We start from the raw sequence: 16,822 nt of genomic DNA on the forward strand, positions 1-16,822 counted from the left end.
AATCGAGGTTTTAATACTTTAATTTAAAACTTTTTCTAAAAATTTATTATTTTGCGCTGTTATTTCATTAAAAAACGCGCATTTTGGGTAATTTTATATAACTATTATATTATCATCTTCTTAAAGAAATTTAAAATGTTTTGAAGAATTATTTAATATTCATTTATAAAACGGTACAAAACGTCTAATAAATCTTTAAAAATATGTGTTTTACAAGCCTCTTAGAGATCAATATTGGAATCGTTATTTGTATTTTTAATTCGAAACATCATAACACAAAAATTACCGTAACTATAATTAAAAAGATAAAAGAAACGTTTATTTAACATTTGTCATATCAATGAAAATATTATTTCTTCTAGCTTTCATTATTGGCTATTTTCTTTTACAATATAATAAATAATATTTGCGTTAATATGGGAGGTATGAATTTTGTCACAACAACGATTATTAGACATTAAAAACGGCTATAACTTCCGTGAACTTGGTGGATACCAAACCAAAGATGGCCGTTTTGTAAAATGGAATAAAGTCCTGCGCTCAGGTGATCTTGCTGAACTATCAGATTCAGATTTAGCCTTTTTAGAAGACTATGGCATTAATTTCGATGTCGACTTAAGATCTGACACAGAAAGAACAAAGGCACCTGATAAAAAATCAAGCAAGATTAAGCTTATCGCTAACCCTGTCTTCAACAGCGGTCACGACAAGACTGAACAGCAATACGCTGAACAGTACATGGATGATGCCAATCGTGGCAAACAAAATATGATTAATTCATACCAATCAATGGTAACTAGTCCATCCGCACAAAAGGCTTTTAAAAATCTTTTCAAGACCTTATTAGCTAACACTGGCGACGGTGCCGTACTATTCCATTGCGCGCAAGGAAAGGACCGTACTGGTCTATCAGCTGCGTTCTTCTTATTCGCTTTAGGCGTTGATGAAGAAACAATCAAAAAAGATTACCTATTATCAAAAGAAGCAATGAAACCATTCATTCAAGTAAAAATTGATCAATACAGCAAGTACGGTATGACTGACGAACTTCGTCAAAACCTACACGACTTATACACCGTTGATGAATCATACTTCGATGCTGCGATGGCTACCATTAAAGAAAAATATGGTAATATCAATAACTTCTTGCACGAATTTATTGGCCTATCTGACGCAGATATTGCTAAATTAAAGGATATTTATCTTACAGACTAAATAACATTGGAGTGATTTTTATGGGATTTAAAAAAGCTGCTGCTGCTTTAGGTGTAATGTCTACTGCAGTTGGGGCAGGAGCTTTTATGTTCAGTAACTACCTATTTAAACTAGGTATGAGCAGAAAGGACGACGAACCTGTCCCACAAACTAGCCAATTACGTTTTGCATACGCATACTACCGTTATGTCGATTGGTTCCACGCTATTCCAAAGGAAGAATGGGTGTTAAACGAAGTCGACACAGGCGAAAAAATGATTGCTTCATATGTTCCCGCAAAGGAAGAAACAAAGAAAACAATCATCATGGCCCACGGAGTTGGATGTAATCGTGAGACAATGGCAAACTTCATTAAGATGTACCACGAACTAGGTTTTAACGTCTTAGCTCCAGACGATCGCGCCCACGGTGATAGTGATGGTAAATACGTCAGCTATGGCTGGAAGGACCGCATCGACTACCTTCGTTGGATTAAGCTAGTCCTCGAAAAAGTCGGTGACGATGCCGAAATCCTAATGTTTGGTATCAGTATGGGAGCCGGAATTGTCACAATGCTAAGTGGTGAAGACTTACCAAAACAGGTAAAGGCAATCATCGCTGATTGCGGATACACGAATGTTGGTGATGAATTCAACTACTTACTAAAAGATATGTTCCACTTGCCTCCTTACCCAATCGAACCATTGGTTAGCGCGATTAACTGGTACAAGGTTGGATACCGTTTGCACAATGCCTCATGTACTGAAGCATTAAGGAAAAACGATTTGCCTACCCTATTCATTCACGGGGACAGCGACATCTACGTACCAACTTACATGTCTTATGAAAACTACGCCGCATCAAACGGTCCAAAGCAACTATGGATTGTGCCCGGTGCAGGTCATGAAGAAAGCTTCTGGGTCAACCCAGTCGCATACAAGAAGCGCGTCAAAGACTTCTTGCACACATACTTTGACTAAATAAAAAAGACTCAGCTTTCGCTGAGTCTTTTTTATTTAGTCATTTTATTTATTATATTGTTTGTTCCATTCATCTTCAGTTAAGATCGAGTTACCAAAATTATTAACATGTTGTTTTTGAGCGGGAGTACTGTAGTAGGTCTTAACTAATGAGTCAATGCTTACAGTACTGTTTGCTTTTGGAGCCTCAGCTTCAGATCTATTGCCTAGATGAGCTGAATCAGTATATTTAATGTTAACATTTGAACCTTGAACACTGTATGAAATATCAGCTACTCCATCACCGTTAAAGTTTAGGCTACTGTAATTCTTGGGATTATATTTGGAACTTTGTGAATTTTGACCGTTGTAGCACATTCTGCTAAGGAAATAATCCTCCTCATTTCCATCATCATTACCATTAACCTTACTCTTTATAACAGTTGTATAGTGAGAATATAAGTCGGTATTAGTCTTTTTGCCTTCAGCTTTTGCTTGTTCATCTTGAACCCATTCATAAGCTAATAATCCAATTGTCTTATCGTCTAAACTTTGTGCATTAGTTTGATTACTACCTGATGTACTTCTCATACTACTTGAACTGGTAGAAGTAGTTGATGAAGCAGCAACCTTCTTTGAAGTTGGACCTGCGCCGTTTGTCTTGCTTGATTGGCTTGAATCTTGGCTCTTACCACACCCCACTAATACTAATGAGACCAGCGCAGCCAATCCGATTATGTATAATGTTTTCTTGAACATTTGAAACTCCCCCTTTATTCATTTAATATTACCATTAAAAACATCTAATGGGTACGTATATGTAAAATAAAAAAGTCAGCCGACCTGGCTGACTCTTACTTAAATGTTAATGTCATTAGCATTGACGCGTTAATAATCATGTAGATAACAATTGAAATCACTAGTGGTTTCCAATCGTATGCTAGACTGACTTTCACACGGTTAAACCAACGCTTGAAGTAGTTTCCTTCGTCCGCATCGACGATTGAATCAATGATGTTAAAACTAATCTTGGCGTTGATGTATGCCATGTATATGATGGTCAAAGTACCAATCAATAGTACCAATCCACCTAAAATATCACCAACTGGAAGTGTGTAGTAAGCAAGTGCTAATTCTTGTCCAGCTAGTAATAATGTAATAATTGTTGGCAAGGCCACAATGCGACGTGATGGTAGCAAAGTACATACTAGGTAGAACAATACCAAGATCAATGCGTAAATCAATGAGCTTAATAGTGTTGACCAGTGCACTAAGAAGAATGTCACTTTAACATTGCCCCAGTGAGCAAAGTGCGCCTTACTAAAACTGTAGTAAACTGCGAATAAGAAGAATAGGACTGAGAAAGTCCAACCTTCTTTTGTCATGTTAAATTTTTTATTCATTATATATCACCTATATTTCATTCTAACTGATTTTAAAAAATTACACAAAAAAAGAGCTGGCGGATTGCCAACTCTTTTTGTTTTACATTAAACCACAGCGTTTGAAAATTTCGTCGACGTGGCGGATGTGATAGTGATAATCAAAGGCATCATCAATGTCTTCCTTAGAAAGTTTTTCGTTAATGATTTCACTGGCTTCAACCAATGGCTTGAATTGTTTGTTTTCATCCCAAGCAATTGCAGTAAGTGGTTGAACTGTGTCGTAAGCAGCTTCTCTAGTCATCCCTGCTTCAACTAACTTCAACATTACACGTTGTGAGTAGATTAGACCATTAGTAATGTTTAGGTTACTTAGCATTCTTTCTTCGAATACATCTAGATCACGAACAATGTTGTTGAAACGGTGCAACATGTAGTCGATTAAGATAGTAGAATCTGGCAAGATAACACGTTCTGCAGATGAGTGGGAAATGTCTCGTTCATGCCATAATGCAACGTTTTCCATTGCGGTAACAACATGTCCCCTCATCACACGAGCTAATCCGCAGATATTTTCTGAACCGATTGGATTTCTCTTGTGTGGCATTGCTGATGAACCCTTTTGACCCTTAGCAAAGTGTTCTTCAACTTCATGAATTTCTGAACGTTGTAGTCCACGAACTTCGGTAGCAAATTCTTCTAGACTAGTAGCAATCACACCTAGACATGCAATGTAGTTAGCGTGTAAATCACGTGGTAGCACTTGGCTGGCAACTGATTGGGCACGGATACCTAGCTTTTGACATACGTATTGTTCAACGTATGGATCAACGTTAGCGAAAGTACCAACGGCACCTGAAATCTTACCTGCTTCAACATCCTTTGATGCCATGTTAAAACGTTCCAAGTTACGTTTCATTTCTTCATACCAACGAAGTAGCTTCAAACCAAAGGTAGTTGGTTCGGCTTGCACACCGTGGGTACGTCCCATGATAACAGTGTCCTTGTACTTAAGAGCCTTGTTACCGATAGTTTCGATAATTTCTTCGATATCCTTTCGAATAATCGCATTGGCTTGCTTCAAACGGTAACCTTGTGCAGTATCAACGATATCTGTACTGGTCATACCGAAGTGAATCCATTTACTTTCATCACCTAAGTATCTTGAAACATCACGAGTAAATGCTACGACATCATGGTGGGTAGTCTTTTCAATTTCTTCAATTTCTTTTTCATCAAAGGTAGCGTTCTTTTGAATCTTAGTTAAATCTTCAGCAGGAATTTCTCCTAACTTAGCCCAAGCTTCGTCAACTGCAACCTCCACAGCTAGCCATGAGGCGTATTGATTATATTTAGACCATACATTTCCCATTTCTGGTCTGGTATAACGATCAATCATCACAATCCATCCTTTCGAATATCTTGATTTAATATTACCATACAAAATTCGCTTTTTCACTATTATCTTAAAATTAATTATACTTATCGTTCGTTTTTTATTTATTTCCCGAACATTATTTTCTCATTTATACAAATAGTTCTTGATTAATTTTACCATCATGGTAAAATCTTTCGTGGAGTGTTGAAATACATTCCTCAATACTTAAAGAAATATATGAGGTGAACTTGATGTCATCAATCGTTATTATAGGTAGCCAATGGGGCGACGAAGGAAAGGGTAAAATTACCGACTTTCTAAGTCAAGATGCTGATATGATCGTAAGATATTCTGGCGGAGACAATGCCGGCCATACCATCGTTATTGACAACAAGGAATTTCACTGCCGTTTAATTCCATCCGGAATCTTCTATTCCGATAAGCTAAGTATCATCGGAAACGGAGTTGTAGTTAATCCAGAAACTTTAATTTCTGAAATGGACTACTTAGAAGAAAATGGTTTTGATTATTCTGGACTACGTATCTCAAACAGAGCCCAAGTAATCATGCCATACCACATCTTGTTTGATAAATTACAAGAAGAACAAAAAGAACATAAATTAGGTACCACCCACAAGGGAATTGGACCTGCTTATATGGATAAACTAGAACGTATCGGTATTCGAATCGCCGACTTGATTGACGAACATACCTTTGCTGACAAGTTACACCAAGCATTAAACATTAAAAACAACATCTTAGAAAAACTATACGACCAACCTGGTTTTGACTTCGATGAAATCTATACCAAGTACAGTGCATACGCTAAGAAGATTGCACCTTTCGTTACTGACACTTCTCTACTAATTAATGAAGCTTTAGATAACGACAAAAAAGTACTATTTGAAGGTGCCCAAGGCGCAATGTTAGATATCGACCATGGAACTTATCCATACGTTACTTCATCTAACCCTACTGCCGGAAACGCAGCTACTGGTACCGGTATCGGTCCTAACCGTATCAACTCAGTCGTTGGTGTATGTAAAGCCTACACTTCACGCGTTGGTGATGGACCTTTCCCAACCGAATTATTCGATGAACGTGCCGACCGTATCCGTGAAGTCGCTCATGAATATGGGGTTGTTACTAAGCGTCCTCGTCGTATTGGTTGGTTAGATGCCGTTGTCCTACAACATGCCGTTCGTACTTCTGGTATCACCCACCTATCACTTAACTGTCTAGATGTACTATCTGGTTTTGACACCGTTCGTATCTGTACTGGATACAAATACAATGGTGAATTAATCAAGTACTACCCTGCTAACTTAGACTTCTTAGACAAGTGCGAACCTGTCTTTGAAGACCTACCAGGATGGGAAGAAGACATTACTAAGTGCAAGACTGTCGAAGAACTACCCGCTAACGCACAAAATTATCTAAAACGTGTTTCTGAACTAACTGGCGTTGAACTATGTACTTTCGCCGTTGGCCCAGACCGTGAAGCTACTAACATTTTGAAAAACGTTTGGGAAGATCATAAATAAAGTGAGGTCATTATAATGAGAACTTTTGATTACCACAATGTCCAATTATTACCTGAAAAATGTATCATTAAGAGCCGTAGTGAAGCTGATACTTCAGTTCAATTCGGCCCACATAAATTCCAACTACCAGTTGTTCCCGCAAACATGGAAACAGTTATGGATGAAAGTCTAGCTACTTGGATGGCTCAACATGACTACTTCTACGTAATGCACAGATTCCAACCGGAACAACGTCTAGAATTTGTTCAAAACATGCACAAAAAAGGTTTATTTGCTTCAATTAGTGTTGGTATCAAGGATGCTGAATACGACTTTATCGATGAATTAAAAGCCGCTGACGCCATTCCTGAATACACCACTATTGATGTGGCTCATGGTCACTCAGACTTCGTTATCAAGATGATTAAATACATCAAAAAAGAAATTCCAGAAACTTTCCTAATCGTAGGTAACCTAGGTACTCCTGACGCTGTTCGTGAAATCGAAAACGCAGGTGCCGACGCTACTAAGATTGGGATTGGACCTGGTAAAGCATGTATCACTAAATACAAGACTGGTTTCGGTACTGGTGGTTGGCAACTTTCAGCACTTAAGTGGTGCTCAAAGGCTGCTACTAAGCCAATGATTGCCGACGGTGGTATCCGTACTAACGGTGATCTTGCTAAGTCAATTCGTTTCGGTGCAACCATGATGATGATTGGTTCAGTTTTCGCTGGCCACGTTGAATCACCTGGTGAAATCGTTGAAAAGAATGGTAAGAAATTCAAGCAATACTGGGGTTCAGCTTCTGCCAAACAAAAAGGTGAACACCACAACGTTGAAGGTCGTCAATTGTTAATCCCATTCAAGGGAAACATCGAAGACACCCTTCTAGAAATGAAAGAAGATCTACAATCATCAATCTCATACGCTGGTGGAAAAGACTTAATGTCACTACGTAAAGTTAACTACGTACTACTAGACAGCATTGATGAATCATAGGATTTATATGCATATGTAAAAAGACCAACTCGGGGGAGTTGGTCTTTTTTCACTTAAAGTATTTAGCTGTCTTATCACTTAAGTCAGTAATTGAGCTTAACTTAGCTCTTACCATTGTACGGTTTGGTTCACTTGGTGTCCCACTAGCACAGGTAATCAACGTTAATGTTGGTTTATTGTACTTCTTGGTGATGAATTGGGTATCGTATTGATCAATCACAGAGATTGAGCTGACTTCATACTTGTATACCTTTTTACCGTTGGTGATGTAAATGGCATCCCCTTCGACCACCTTATGTAATGGACCAAACAAAATCTTTTCATTGTTCATGTGATGTCCGGCAATCGCGTAATTACCCTTACCTAGTTGTTGGTTCGGTTTCATAGTGCCTACACCTGATAATAATTCTTCGTTATCCAAACCATAGTATACAGGTAGGTTAATTGAAACTGATGGAATGGAAATCTTTCCAATCATTGTGTGTTTGTGACTAAAGATGGCCTTTGAGATTGAAGAAGCACTAACGCTTTCAATCTTTGAAAAGTCAAAGTTGGCCTTTTTGTTTTTATCTTGTTGAACAATCTTACCGTTCATTTCACTGCTAATCAAATGTTGGATAGCTGAGTTTTCTAGAAATGGTAGACTAACTAGAAAAATTCCAACTACAAGTAGCAATACCCATGTAGCTGTATATAATTTCTTTCTCATGATGATTCCTCACTCGTTATTTTATAGTTTTATCGTACCATAAAAATGAAAATTTTCGTCATTTGAGGTTCAAGCATTACCAATTTTTAAATAATAAAAGACTGGCTTCTCCCAGTCTCTTTTTAGCTAGTCTTCAATTACCTTTAGTTTGCCGCGGAAATCATTTAGTGATGTATATCCCTTGGCTTCCATAATGTCAGTTAACTCTCTTGTGACACGTTCAAAGGTTTGTAGCCCTTCTTCGTATAGTTGAGTCCCGATTGAAACCATCTCAGCACCACACAAAATGTGTGCGAATGCGTCTCGTCCGTTGGTAACTCCACCGGTACCGATAATCTTAATGTCATCGTTTAGACGTTGGCGTAAGCCGCGGACATTGGCTAGTGCGGTTGGTAGGACCATTGATCCACCGACGCCCCCAAAGCCACCCTTTGGTTTTAATACGACCGTTTCAGAATTGGTATCAATCCATAGCCCGTTTCCCACTGAGTTAATGGTATTCACGTGGCTTAGTGGGTACTTGTTTAATACTTCGGCAATCATGTCGAAGTGGACTAAGTCGAAGTAAGGTGGCAACTTAATGCCAAGTGGTTTCTTGTAGAAACTGAATACTTCATGTAGCAAGTCATCAGCAGCTTCAAAATCGTATGCCATTTGTGGCTTACCAATCACGTTTGGACAAGATAGGTTCAACTCGGTCAAACCTTGGTAGTCGTCGTTATCTTGAAGTTGGTGTAGCATCTCCAAGTCCTCTTCTTTTGACATCCCTGCCACAGATACGATGATTGGCTTCTTTTGGTCATGATTCTTCAAGTAATCCATGTAGTAGTCGAACCCTTGGTTAGGTAGACCCATTGAGTTAATCGAGCCGTTTGCTAGGCGGTAGTATCGAGGCAGCGGGTTTCCAAAGCGACTCTTTGGAGTCATACTCTTGGTGACCATGGCACCTGATACTTGTTCATTCATTAGTTCGTCTAGTTCTTGTTCGGTCTGACAATGAATTCCTGACGCGTTTAAAAATAGGTTCTTTACTGACATGTTGGCGATTTGTGCTGATAAGTCTACTGACATTTGAATTCCTCCTAAAGTGCGTTGACGGTTAGTGTTTGATCTTCTAGTACTGTTAACAATGATGCGACAGTGTCTAATGCGGTGAACAATGGCACTGCGTTTTCAATCGCTGCGGCTCTGATTTGAGCTTCATCATCAAAGGTCGCTTCGGTTGAGTCGATGGTGTTAACGACTAGTTTTAAATGTTGCTTGTTTAATTCGCTGACCGGGTTATTGTCATCGTCTTCTGAGAACTTGTGGATTAAGGCGTTATCTAAACCATTTTCTTGGAAGAAACGATGAGTGTTTGCAGTCGCTTTAATTTGGAACCCTAATCTTCTGAAACGTTTGGCTAGTTCTAATGCTTCTTGCTTGTCTTCATCGCAGACAGTGAATAAGACATTGCCAGATGTTGGAATGGTGATTCCGGATGCGATGAATGACTTGTATAGTGCCTTGGCGTAGCTGGTGTCTGATCCCATTGCTTCACCGGTAGACTTCATTTCAGGTCCTAGTGTGTTATCGACTAGTGGTAGTTTTGAGAAACTAAACACTGGAGATTTCACGCTGATGCGGTTGGCTGGTGTGACTACCCCTGACTTGTATCCTAGGTCGGCTAGTTTTTCACTTGCCATGATGCGAGTGGCTAAGTCTGCCATTGGGACGTGGGCCACCTTGGACATGAATGGCACGGTTCTAGAAGCTCTTGGGTTAACTTCGATGACGTAGGCGACGTCGTCTTTGATAACGAATTGGACGTTCATCAATCCCTTGGTGTTTAACGCCTTGGCTAGTTCAACCGCTGCGGTTTCGATTTGGTCTTGGACACTTTGTGACATGATTTGTGGTGGGTATACGCCCATTGAGTCCCCTGAGTGAATTCCGGCTCTTTCAATGTGTTCTAGAATTCCGGGAATGACCACAGTTTCACCGTCTGATACAACATCGACTTCGGCTTCTGAACCTAGTAGGTATTGGTCGATTAGAACTGGGTGGTCGTTGGATGCGTGGACCGCCTTAGTCATGTAACGGTGTAGTTCTTCGTCGTCATGGACGATTTCCATCGCCTTTCCACCTAATACGTATGAAGGTCTAATCATGACTGGGTACCCGATTTGGTTAGCAATCTTTAGCGCTTCATCGATGTTTGTGGCGGTATCACCTTGTGGTTGTGGTAACTTCAATTGTTTGATGACTTGGTCGAAGTCGTGACGATCTTCAGCTCGATTAATGTCTTCAACGGTTGTTCCTAAGACCTTCACGCCAGCTTCGTGGAGCGGCTCTGCCAAGTTGATGGCGGTTTGACCACCGAATTGGACAATCACGCCTTCTGGTTTTTCAATGTCAATCACGTTTAACACGTCTTCGATGGTTAGTGGTTCGAAGTATAGCTTGTCAGACATTGAGAAGTCGGTTGAAACTGTTTCTGGATTGGAGTTCATGATGATGGCTTCATAACCTAGTTGTTGTAAGGTTTGCACACCGTGAACTGTGGCGTAATCGAATTCAACCCCTTGGCCGATTCTGATTGGTCCAGAACCTAGTACTAGGACTGACTTTGTATCGGATACTTCTGATTCACTGTGTTGACCCCATGTACTGTAGAAGTATGGAGTGGCCGCCTTGATTTCACCGGCTGATGTATCAACCATCTTGTAGACTGGTGTAATTTCATTGTCCTTACGCATTTGACGAACTGCCTTTTCGTCTGTGTGCCAGATTTTAGCAATCCATTCGTCTGAGAAACCGTAACGTTTGGCCATCTTCAACATTGGAAGTGATTGGTCGTTTGCTAACTCTGTTTCAATTTCTACAATGTGTTGGATTTTATCTAGGAAAAACAAGTTGATTTGAGTTCGGGCATTGATTTGTTCAATGGTTGCCCCTCTTCTGATTAATTCGGCAATCATGAATAGTCGATCATCTGTTGGTTCTTCAATTGCTTGAAGCATGTCGGCAGTATCAACGTTTTCGTATTCGGCTGGGTCAAAGTAGCGTTGGTCGATTTCCAAAGAACGAACTGACTTTAATAAAGATTCTTCGAAGTTTCGACCGATGGCCATGACTTCACCGGTAGCCTTCATTTGTGTTCCTAGGTGGTTATCTGCTTGTGGGAACTTATCGAATGGCCAGCGTGGAATCTTGGTTACGACGTAATCCAAGGCTGGTTCGAATTGAGCTAGTGTGATTTGAGTTACCGGGTTCTTAATTTCGTTTAGGTTGATACCGACCGCAATCTTGGCAGCAATCTTGGCGATTGGGTATCCGGTCGCCTTTGATGCTAGCGCAGATGAACGTGAGACACGGGGGTTCACTTCGATGATGTAGTACTTCATTGAAGTTGGGCTTAATGCCATTTGGACGTTACATCCCCCTTCGATGTGAAGAGCTCTGATAATCTTCAACGCGGCGTCACGTAGCATTTCGTATTCGCGGTCAGATAATGTTTGGACCGGTGCGGCAACGATTGAGTCTCCGGTGTGGACCCCGACTGGATCGACGTTTTCCATTGAGCAGACAATCATGGCGTTATCGATTTGGTCTCGCATTACTTCCATTTCGATTTCCTTGTATCCGGAGATTGAGCGTTCCACTAGGACTTGGTTGATTGGTGATAAGCGTAATCCGTTTTCCATGATTTCTTCGAATTCGGCCATGTTGTGCGCGAATCCACCACCGGTTCCACCTAGTGTGTAGGCGGGACGAATGACTAGCGGGAAGCCGATTTCTTCGGCGAAGGCAATTGCGTCTTCCATATTTTCGACCGTCTTTGATTCGGGAACTGGTTCACCGATTTCTTCCATTAGATTTTTAAAACGAAGTCTGTCTTCGGCTTCTTCGATGGCGTCTAGCTTGGTACCCAATAATTCGACGTTGTATTCGTCTAGGATGTTACTGTCGGCTAGTTCCTTAGCCATGTTCAAACCAGTTTGCCCACCTAATGTTGGTAGGATGGCATCAGGTAACTCTTGGCGGATGATTTTACTGATGAATTCCAATGTGATTGGTTCCACGAAAATCTTGTCGGCGATGGTAGTGTCGGTCATGATAGTCGCTGGGTTGGAGTTGATTAGGATAACTTCGTATCCTTCTTCCTTCAATGCTAGACAAGCTTGTGAGCCTGAGTAATCGAATTCAGCAGCTTGCCCGATGATGATTGGGCCGGATCCAATTACTAAAATCTTGTTAATGTCAGTTCGTTTTGCCATCTTAAATCCCCGCTTTCTGGTTATCTTGCATTGCTTTTACAAAGTCGTCAAAGACGTATTCAGCATCGTGTGGTCCAGGTGATGCATCTGGGTGATATTGGACTGAGAATGCTGGTCTGTTCTTCAAACGCACTCCTTCAACAGTTCCGTCGTTGATTTCTGTTTGGGTAATTTCTAGTTCAGTTGATGGAATTGATTCAGCGTCGACCGCGTATCCGTGGTTTTGTGAAGTGAAGTAAGTTTGCTCCTTACCGGTTTCTGCAATCGCGTGGTTGAAACCACGGTGGCCAAACTTCATCTTGTAGGTGTTAGCACCGTTGGCCAAGGCGAATAGTTGATGACCTAGACAAATTCCTAGGATGGGTAGTCGTTCTTCTAGTTCACGGATGACTGGTAGGACGTATTCTAGGTCCTTTGGATCCCCAGGTCCGTTTGATAGTAGAATTCCATCTGGATGACTGGATAAGATTTCTTCCGCGGTGCTGGTTGATGGGAAGACTGTCACGTTTAGGTTGCGTTGAGCTAGTGAACGTAGGATGGAGTCCTTTAGTCCAAAGTCGATTAAAGCGACACGCAAACCGGTGTTAGGTGCTTGGTAGACGCTGTTAGTTGAAGCACTTTGTGCAGATGTGCTTTCTAGCGGTTGGTCGAATGCATCTTGGATGGTTTCTGGTTTTAAATTGTCTACGATAACAGCTTCCATTGAACCTTCGTCGCGTAATTCTTGGGTTAGTGCTCTGGTATCGATTTGTGAGATTCCTGGAAGATCTTCTAGTTCAGCGTATTGAGTTAGTGTCATGTTGCTGCGCCAGTTTCCTACTAGTCGAGCAATTTCGTTTACGACGATGGCTGCCACTGATGGGTGCAAACTTTCCATGTCGTCTCTGTTGACCCCGTAGTTTCCAATTAGTGGGTAGGTAAACACTAGCATTTGACCATCGTAACTGGCGTCGGTCATGCTTTCTTGGTATCCGGTCATCCCCGTTGAGAAAACCAGTTCACCGTGAACTACCTTTTTAGAACCAAATCCGATTCCTTCATAAGTTGATCCATTCTTTAATACTAAGTATCGTGCTTGCATCTATTCCACGCTCCCATCTTGATATGCGACGTTGCCGTCGACCAATGTTAGTTTTGTCTTGCCATATACCTTTTGGCCAATGAATGGTGAGTTCTTCCCCTTTGACAAGAAGTCGTTGGCATCGATTTCGTATTCATCATCTAGGTTCATCAAGGTTAAGTCAGCAGGTTGGCCTTCTTCTAACCTACCCGCAGGTAAGTGGAAGATGTCAGCTGGATTCTTACTCATCCATTTCACTAATGTCTTTAGGTCAACCAATCCTGATTTAACAAAGCTGGTGTACATTAGGCTGAATGCTGTTTCGATACCGACAATTCCGAATGCGGCATCCCTCATCGATCCTGATTTTTCCTTTTCACTATGTGGCGCATGGTCAGTTGCTACCATGTCGATTGTGCCGTCCATTAGACCAGCGATTAGTGCGTGTCTGTCTTCTGGACTTCTTAGTGGTGGGTTCATCTTCATCATTGGGTTGTCACTTTCAATCATTGAGTCATCTAGTAATAGATGATGTGGTGAAACTTCGGCAGTAACGTTGACGCCGCGTTGCTTGGCCATTCTGACTAGTTCGACTGATTCCTTGGTTGAGATGTGCGCGACATGGTAGTGCACGCCGGTGTCCTTGGCTAGGACTAAGTCTCTGGCTAGTTGCGATGATTCTGATAGTGGTAACATCCCTGGAAGGCCTAGTTCGTCAGCCTTGGCCCCCGCGTTCATTACCCCACCGTTGATTAGTGAGTCGTCTTCGACGTGGGCAACCAGTGGTTTGTTTAACTTTGCAGCTTCCTTCATGGCAAGGTACATTGTTTCAGCATTTTGCACCCCGTGGCCGTCGTTAGTAAACGCGATGGCGCCCATCTCGGCCATTTGGGTGAAGTCGGTAGGCTTGTAAGCAATTAGTTGTTTGGAGATTGCTGCATATTGGTAGGCATGCACAACACTCTCGCGTTTGTTTAGGCTTAATTGTTCTTGTAACTCGTGTGGTGTGTCCACAACCGGTTTGACGTTTGGCATCACACAGACGCTGGTAAATCCACCGTGTGCTGAGGCCTTACTTCCTGTCTCCGTGGTTTCCTTATAGGTTAATCCCGGATCTCTGAAGTGGACGTGAACGTCGACTAGTCCGGGTAGTGCTGTTGCACCGTTTCCGTCAATCACTTGATTGAACTTGTCGCCTAGGTTGGTACCGATAGCATTGATTTTATTATCTTCGATTAGGATGGATTGTAATTGGTTGTCTACATACACGTTCTTAATTAATGTCTTCATATTCGTCCTCCGCAATTAGGTCTTTACTCTTTAGGATTGATGTTAGTATGGCCATTCTGGCGAACACCCCGTTTTGCATTTGTCGAAAGATTCGAGATTGTGGTGCTTCGACAAGTGAGTCGGCAATTTCAATGTTGCGATTAACCGGTGCCGGATGCATGATGATGGCTTTCTTCTTCATCTTGCTGCCGCGTTTTTCGGTTAAGCCAAAGATGTTGGCGTATTCCACGGCGGTGAAGCTTTCGCGCGCATCCTCGTTTAATCTTTCCAGTTGAACCCTTAGCATCATCATGACGTCGACCTTGCCGACGATACTATCGATGTTGGTAAACTCACCGAAGTTGTCGAAGTCGCTTGGATACCATTCATCTGGTCCGGCAAAGTATAGCTTTGCACCAAGTCGTTTCAAAATTTCAGCGTTTGATCTCGCGACTCTGGAGTGAAGTAAGTCGCCGACGATGGCAATCTTTAAGCCCTTGAACTTCTTGAACTCATCGTAGATGGTAAGTAAATCTAGCAAACTTTGTGATGGATGTTGACCACTACCGTCACCGGCGTTGACCAATGAGGTGTGGATTCTTTCGTCGTTGATGAGCGGTTCGTACCAACCGGTGGTCTTATGTCTGATGACCACCCCGTCAGTCCCGATGGCTTGTAGAGTCTTGACCGTGTCCGATAAGGTTTCACCCTTTTTCACTGAACTATTCTTCGGGTCGATGTTAATCGGTGTGATGCCTAACTTGCGTTCAGCCATTTCAAACGATGTATGAGTTCGTGTACTGTTTTCATAGAACATGTTGGCGAAGTAGACAGGACGCTTTAGCTGGACTAGTTTGCCATCACGAAACTCAATGGCTAACCTGATTAGTTCCATGATTTTGTCATCATTTAACTGATTAAGATCTAAAAAGTGTGTTTGCATGTATCCATCCTCCTAAAAAAGCACCCAACTCGATGGAGTGGGTGCTCGGAATGGTCTAATTGCGTATATTCCAATGCACCCTCTCTGGAGTTGCTTAATTGAAACCAAGATAATAAAAAAAGGACTTCCCTGACCGTGTCAGAAAAGTCCCTCAATGTTTGTTGTTTACACTGATGGCGTATAGTTTCTACGCATAGGCCTTGTCTGACTCTCTGGTCAATACTTAAAGGCGAATCTTCTTTTATGTTGTTTATAATATATCACACTTCAAAAATATAACAAGTTTAATTTTAAAAACATTATTAAGATTTGTGAGATAACGCATGTAAAATTAATTTATCTGTATAATGGCATTAATTAAAACATACTAACTTTGGAAGTGATTTAATGAATCCATTATATCTAAAAAAATTTTCGTTTTTTTTCGTTTTAAAAATTTCAATTATTGCCACACTGATAATCATCGGTGCTATTATGGGACACTTATCAATATTATTTAATTGTTTTTATTCAATAATTTGTTTTCCGTTATTACTATTAATTATTTTGAGGGTTAGAAACGGTGAAAAAATGCTCATAATTTCCATCGATATGATTATGTTTGCACAACTATCATGTATGGGGCTCTTAAATTTCTTATGTTTTTTCCACCCTAAACTTTCTATTATTGATTATTATATTACGTCGTCTTTAGCGTTCGTTGTTGTCTTACTTTTTTGCTTTTCAATCATCATAATAATGTTCTACTATCGCCATACGCAAACCGTCAACCCGAACCTTAATAACTTTCGTGCAAAATATTTTTTGCCAAAAGTTATCCTAGAGATGTTAAAAAACTCATTTACAGTGATATCAATCATTTATGGTGGAATTAAAATTATGGATGATAATGTTAGTTTTAGCAATGCCAATATTATTTTAGCATTCATATACTGTATTGAGTTGCCATTAATTATATTAACCATCATTTCATGGTACGAACTTGTAAAAATTGGTGAAGAAATATCAAATAAAAAAATATCAATCATTTATGGTGGAATTAAAATTATGGATGATAATGTTAGTTTTAGCAATGCCAATATTATTTTAGCATTCATATACTGTATTGAGTTGCCATTAATTATATTAACCATCATTTCATGGT

14 protein-coding genes are annotated in these 16,822 nt (G+C 40.7%); 5 read left to right on the forward strand and 9 right to left on the reverse strand.

Annotation, left to right across the window (positions count from 1 at the left end):
- Positions 1-432 precede the first annotated feature (432 nt).
- Both KTJ72_RS06320 and KTJ72_RS06325 read left to right on the forward strand, forming a co-directional pair.
- On the forward strand, positions 433-1,215 hold the full coding sequence (locus KTJ72_RS06320) for a tyrosine-protein phosphatase (protein ID WP_217304404.1): 783 nt from the start codon (positions 433-435) through the stop codon (positions 1,213-1,215).
- A 20-nt stretch (positions 1,216-1,235) separates the two neighbouring features.
- Positions 1,236-2,174: an alpha/beta hydrolase gene (locus tag KTJ72_RS06325; protein ID WP_052471512.1), complete on the forward strand. Its 939-nt coding sequence runs from the start codon at positions 1,236-1,238 to the stop codon at positions 2,172-2,174.
- 45 nt (positions 2,175-2,219) lie between these two features.
- Here KTJ72_RS06325 and KTJ72_RS06330 read toward each other — a convergent pair whose 3' ends face one another.
- From KTJ72_RS06330 to purB, 3 genes are all read right to left on the reverse strand, one after another.
- The gene (locus KTJ72_RS06330; protein WP_217304405.1) at positions 2,220-2,912 is read right to left on the reverse strand and encodes an Lreu_0056 family protein; all 693 of its coding nucleotides are present in this window, start codon (positions 2,910-2,912) and stop codon (positions 2,220-2,222) included.
- 95 nt (positions 2,913-3,007) lie between these two features.
- Positions 3,008-3,556: a hypothetical protein gene (locus KTJ72_RS06335; RefSeq protein ID WP_217304406.1), complete on the reverse strand. Its 549-nt coding sequence runs from the start codon at positions 3,554-3,556 to the stop codon at positions 3,008-3,010.
- Positions 3,557-3,638: 82 nt separating this feature from the next.
- Positions 3,639-4,934, reverse strand: coding sequence for an adenylosuccinate lyase (purB, locus tag KTJ72_RS06340; RefSeq protein WP_217304407.1), 1,296 nt, complete (start codon positions 4,932-4,934; stop codon positions 3,639-3,641).
- Between the two features lie 230 nt (positions 4,935-5,164).
- On the opposite strand from purB, the gene KTJ72_RS06345 reads away from it, so the two are divergent.
- Together KTJ72_RS06345 and KTJ72_RS06350 are read left to right on the forward strand one after the other, a co-directional pair.
- A complete protein-coding gene (locus KTJ72_RS06345; protein ID WP_217304408.1) occupies positions 5,165-6,457 on the forward strand; it encodes an adenylosuccinate synthase in 1,293 nt (430 codons plus the stop codon).
- Between the two features lie 15 nt (positions 6,458-6,472).
- Entirely contained in the window at positions 6,473-7,438 is a 966-nt protein-coding gene (locus KTJ72_RS06350) for a GMP reductase (protein ID WP_217304409.1), read from the forward strand.
- 49 nt (positions 7,439-7,487) lie between these two features.
- Here KTJ72_RS06350 and KTJ72_RS06355 read toward each other — a convergent pair whose 3' ends face one another.
- The 6 genes from KTJ72_RS06355 to KTJ72_RS06380 all read right to left on the reverse strand — a co-directional run bounded on the left by KTJ72_RS06355 (position 7,488) and on the right by KTJ72_RS06380 (position 15,678).
- On the reverse strand, positions 7,488-8,147 hold the full coding sequence (locus tag KTJ72_RS06355) for a class A sortase (protein ID WP_217304410.1): 660 nt from the start codon (positions 8,145-8,147) through the stop codon (positions 7,488-7,490).
- Positions 8,148-8,273: 126 nt separating this feature from the next.
- Positions 8,274-9,218, reverse strand: coding sequence for a dihydroorotate oxidase (locus tag KTJ72_RS06360; protein WP_217304411.1), 945 nt, complete (start codon positions 9,216-9,218; stop codon positions 8,274-8,276).
- An 11-nt stretch (positions 9,219-9,229) separates the two neighbouring features.
- Positions 9,230-12,406 (reverse strand): carbamoyl-phosphate synthase large subunit, encoded by a 3,177-nt coding sequence (gene carB, locus KTJ72_RS06365; RefSeq protein WP_217304413.1) that lies wholly within the window; start codon positions 12,404-12,406, stop codon positions 9,230-9,232.
- Position 12,407: 1 nt separating this feature from the next.
- Entirely contained in the window at positions 12,408-13,487 is a 1,080-nt protein-coding gene (locus tag KTJ72_RS06370) for a carbamoyl phosphate synthase small subunit (RefSeq protein WP_217304414.1), read from the reverse strand.
- Positions 13,488-14,756 (reverse strand): dihydroorotase, encoded by a 1,269-nt coding sequence (locus tag KTJ72_RS06375; RefSeq protein WP_217304415.1) that lies wholly within the window; start codon positions 14,754-14,756, stop codon positions 13,488-13,490.
- On the reverse strand, positions 14,740-15,678 hold the full coding sequence (locus tag KTJ72_RS06380; RefSeq protein WP_217304416.1) for an aspartate carbamoyltransferase catalytic subunit: 939 nt from the start codon (positions 15,676-15,678) through the stop codon (positions 14,740-14,742). Before KTJ72_RS06380 ends, KTJ72_RS06375 begins: the two co-directional genes overlap by 17 nt.
- Positions 15,679-16,557: 879 nt before the next feature.
- Between KTJ72_RS06380 and KTJ72_RS06385 the strand changes: the two genes are divergently transcribed.
- On the forward strand, positions 16,558-16,822 hold a 265-nt coding region (locus tag KTJ72_RS06385), incomplete at its 3' end, for a hypothetical protein (RefSeq protein ID WP_217304417.1).

Source organism: Apilactobacillus waqarii (assembly GCF_019061205.1).
Taxonomy (GTDB): domain Bacteria; phylum Bacillota; class Bacilli; order Lactobacillales; family Lactobacillaceae; genus Apilactobacillus; species Apilactobacillus waqarii.

Excerpts from the sequence above, each read along its gene's own strand:
- KTJ72_RS06370 (WP_217304414.1), bottom strand. The coding sequence starts at position 13,487 with ATGCAAGCACGATACTTAGTATTAAAGAATGGATCAACTTATGAAGGA.
- purB (WP_217304407.1), bottom strand. The coding sequence starts at position 4,934 with ATGATTGATCGTTATACCAGACCAGAAATGGGAAATGTATGGTCTAAA.
- KTJ72_RS06345 (WP_217304408.1), top strand. The coding sequence starts at position 5,165 with ATGTCATCAATCGTTATTATAGGTAGCCAATGGGGCGACGAAGGAAAG.
- KTJ72_RS06355 (WP_217304410.1), bottom strand. The coding sequence starts at position 8,147 with ATGAGAAAGAAATTATATACAGCTACATGGGTATTGCTACTTGTAGTT.
- KTJ72_RS06375 (WP_217304415.1), bottom strand. The coding sequence starts at position 14,756 with ATGAAGACATTAATTAAGAACGTGTATGTAGACAACCAATTACAATCC.
- KTJ72_RS06325 (WP_052471512.1), top strand. The coding sequence starts at position 1,236 with ATGGGATTTAAAAAAGCTGCTGCTGCTTTAGGTGTAATGTCTACTGCA.
- carB (WP_217304413.1), bottom strand. The coding sequence starts at position 12,406 with ATGGCAAAACGAACTGACATTAACAAGATTTTAGTAATTGGATCCGGC.
- KTJ72_RS06335 (WP_217304406.1), bottom strand. The coding sequence starts at position 3,556 with ATGAATAAAAAATTTAACATGACAAAAGAAGGTTGGACTTTCTCAGTC.
- KTJ72_RS06380 (WP_217304416.1), bottom strand. The coding sequence starts at position 15,678 with ATGCAAACACACTTTTTAGATCTTAATCAGTTAAATGATGACAAAATC.
- KTJ72_RS06330 (WP_217304405.1), bottom strand. The coding sequence starts at position 2,912 with ATGTTCAAGAAAACATTATACATAATCGGATTGGCTGCGCTGGTCTCA.
- KTJ72_RS06360 (WP_217304411.1), bottom strand. The coding sequence starts at position 9,218 with ATGTCAGTAGACTTATCAGCACAAATCGCCAACATGTCAGTAAAGAAC.
- KTJ72_RS06350 (WP_217304409.1), top strand. The coding sequence starts at position 6,473 with ATGAGAACTTTTGATTACCACAATGTCCAATTATTACCTGAAAAATGT.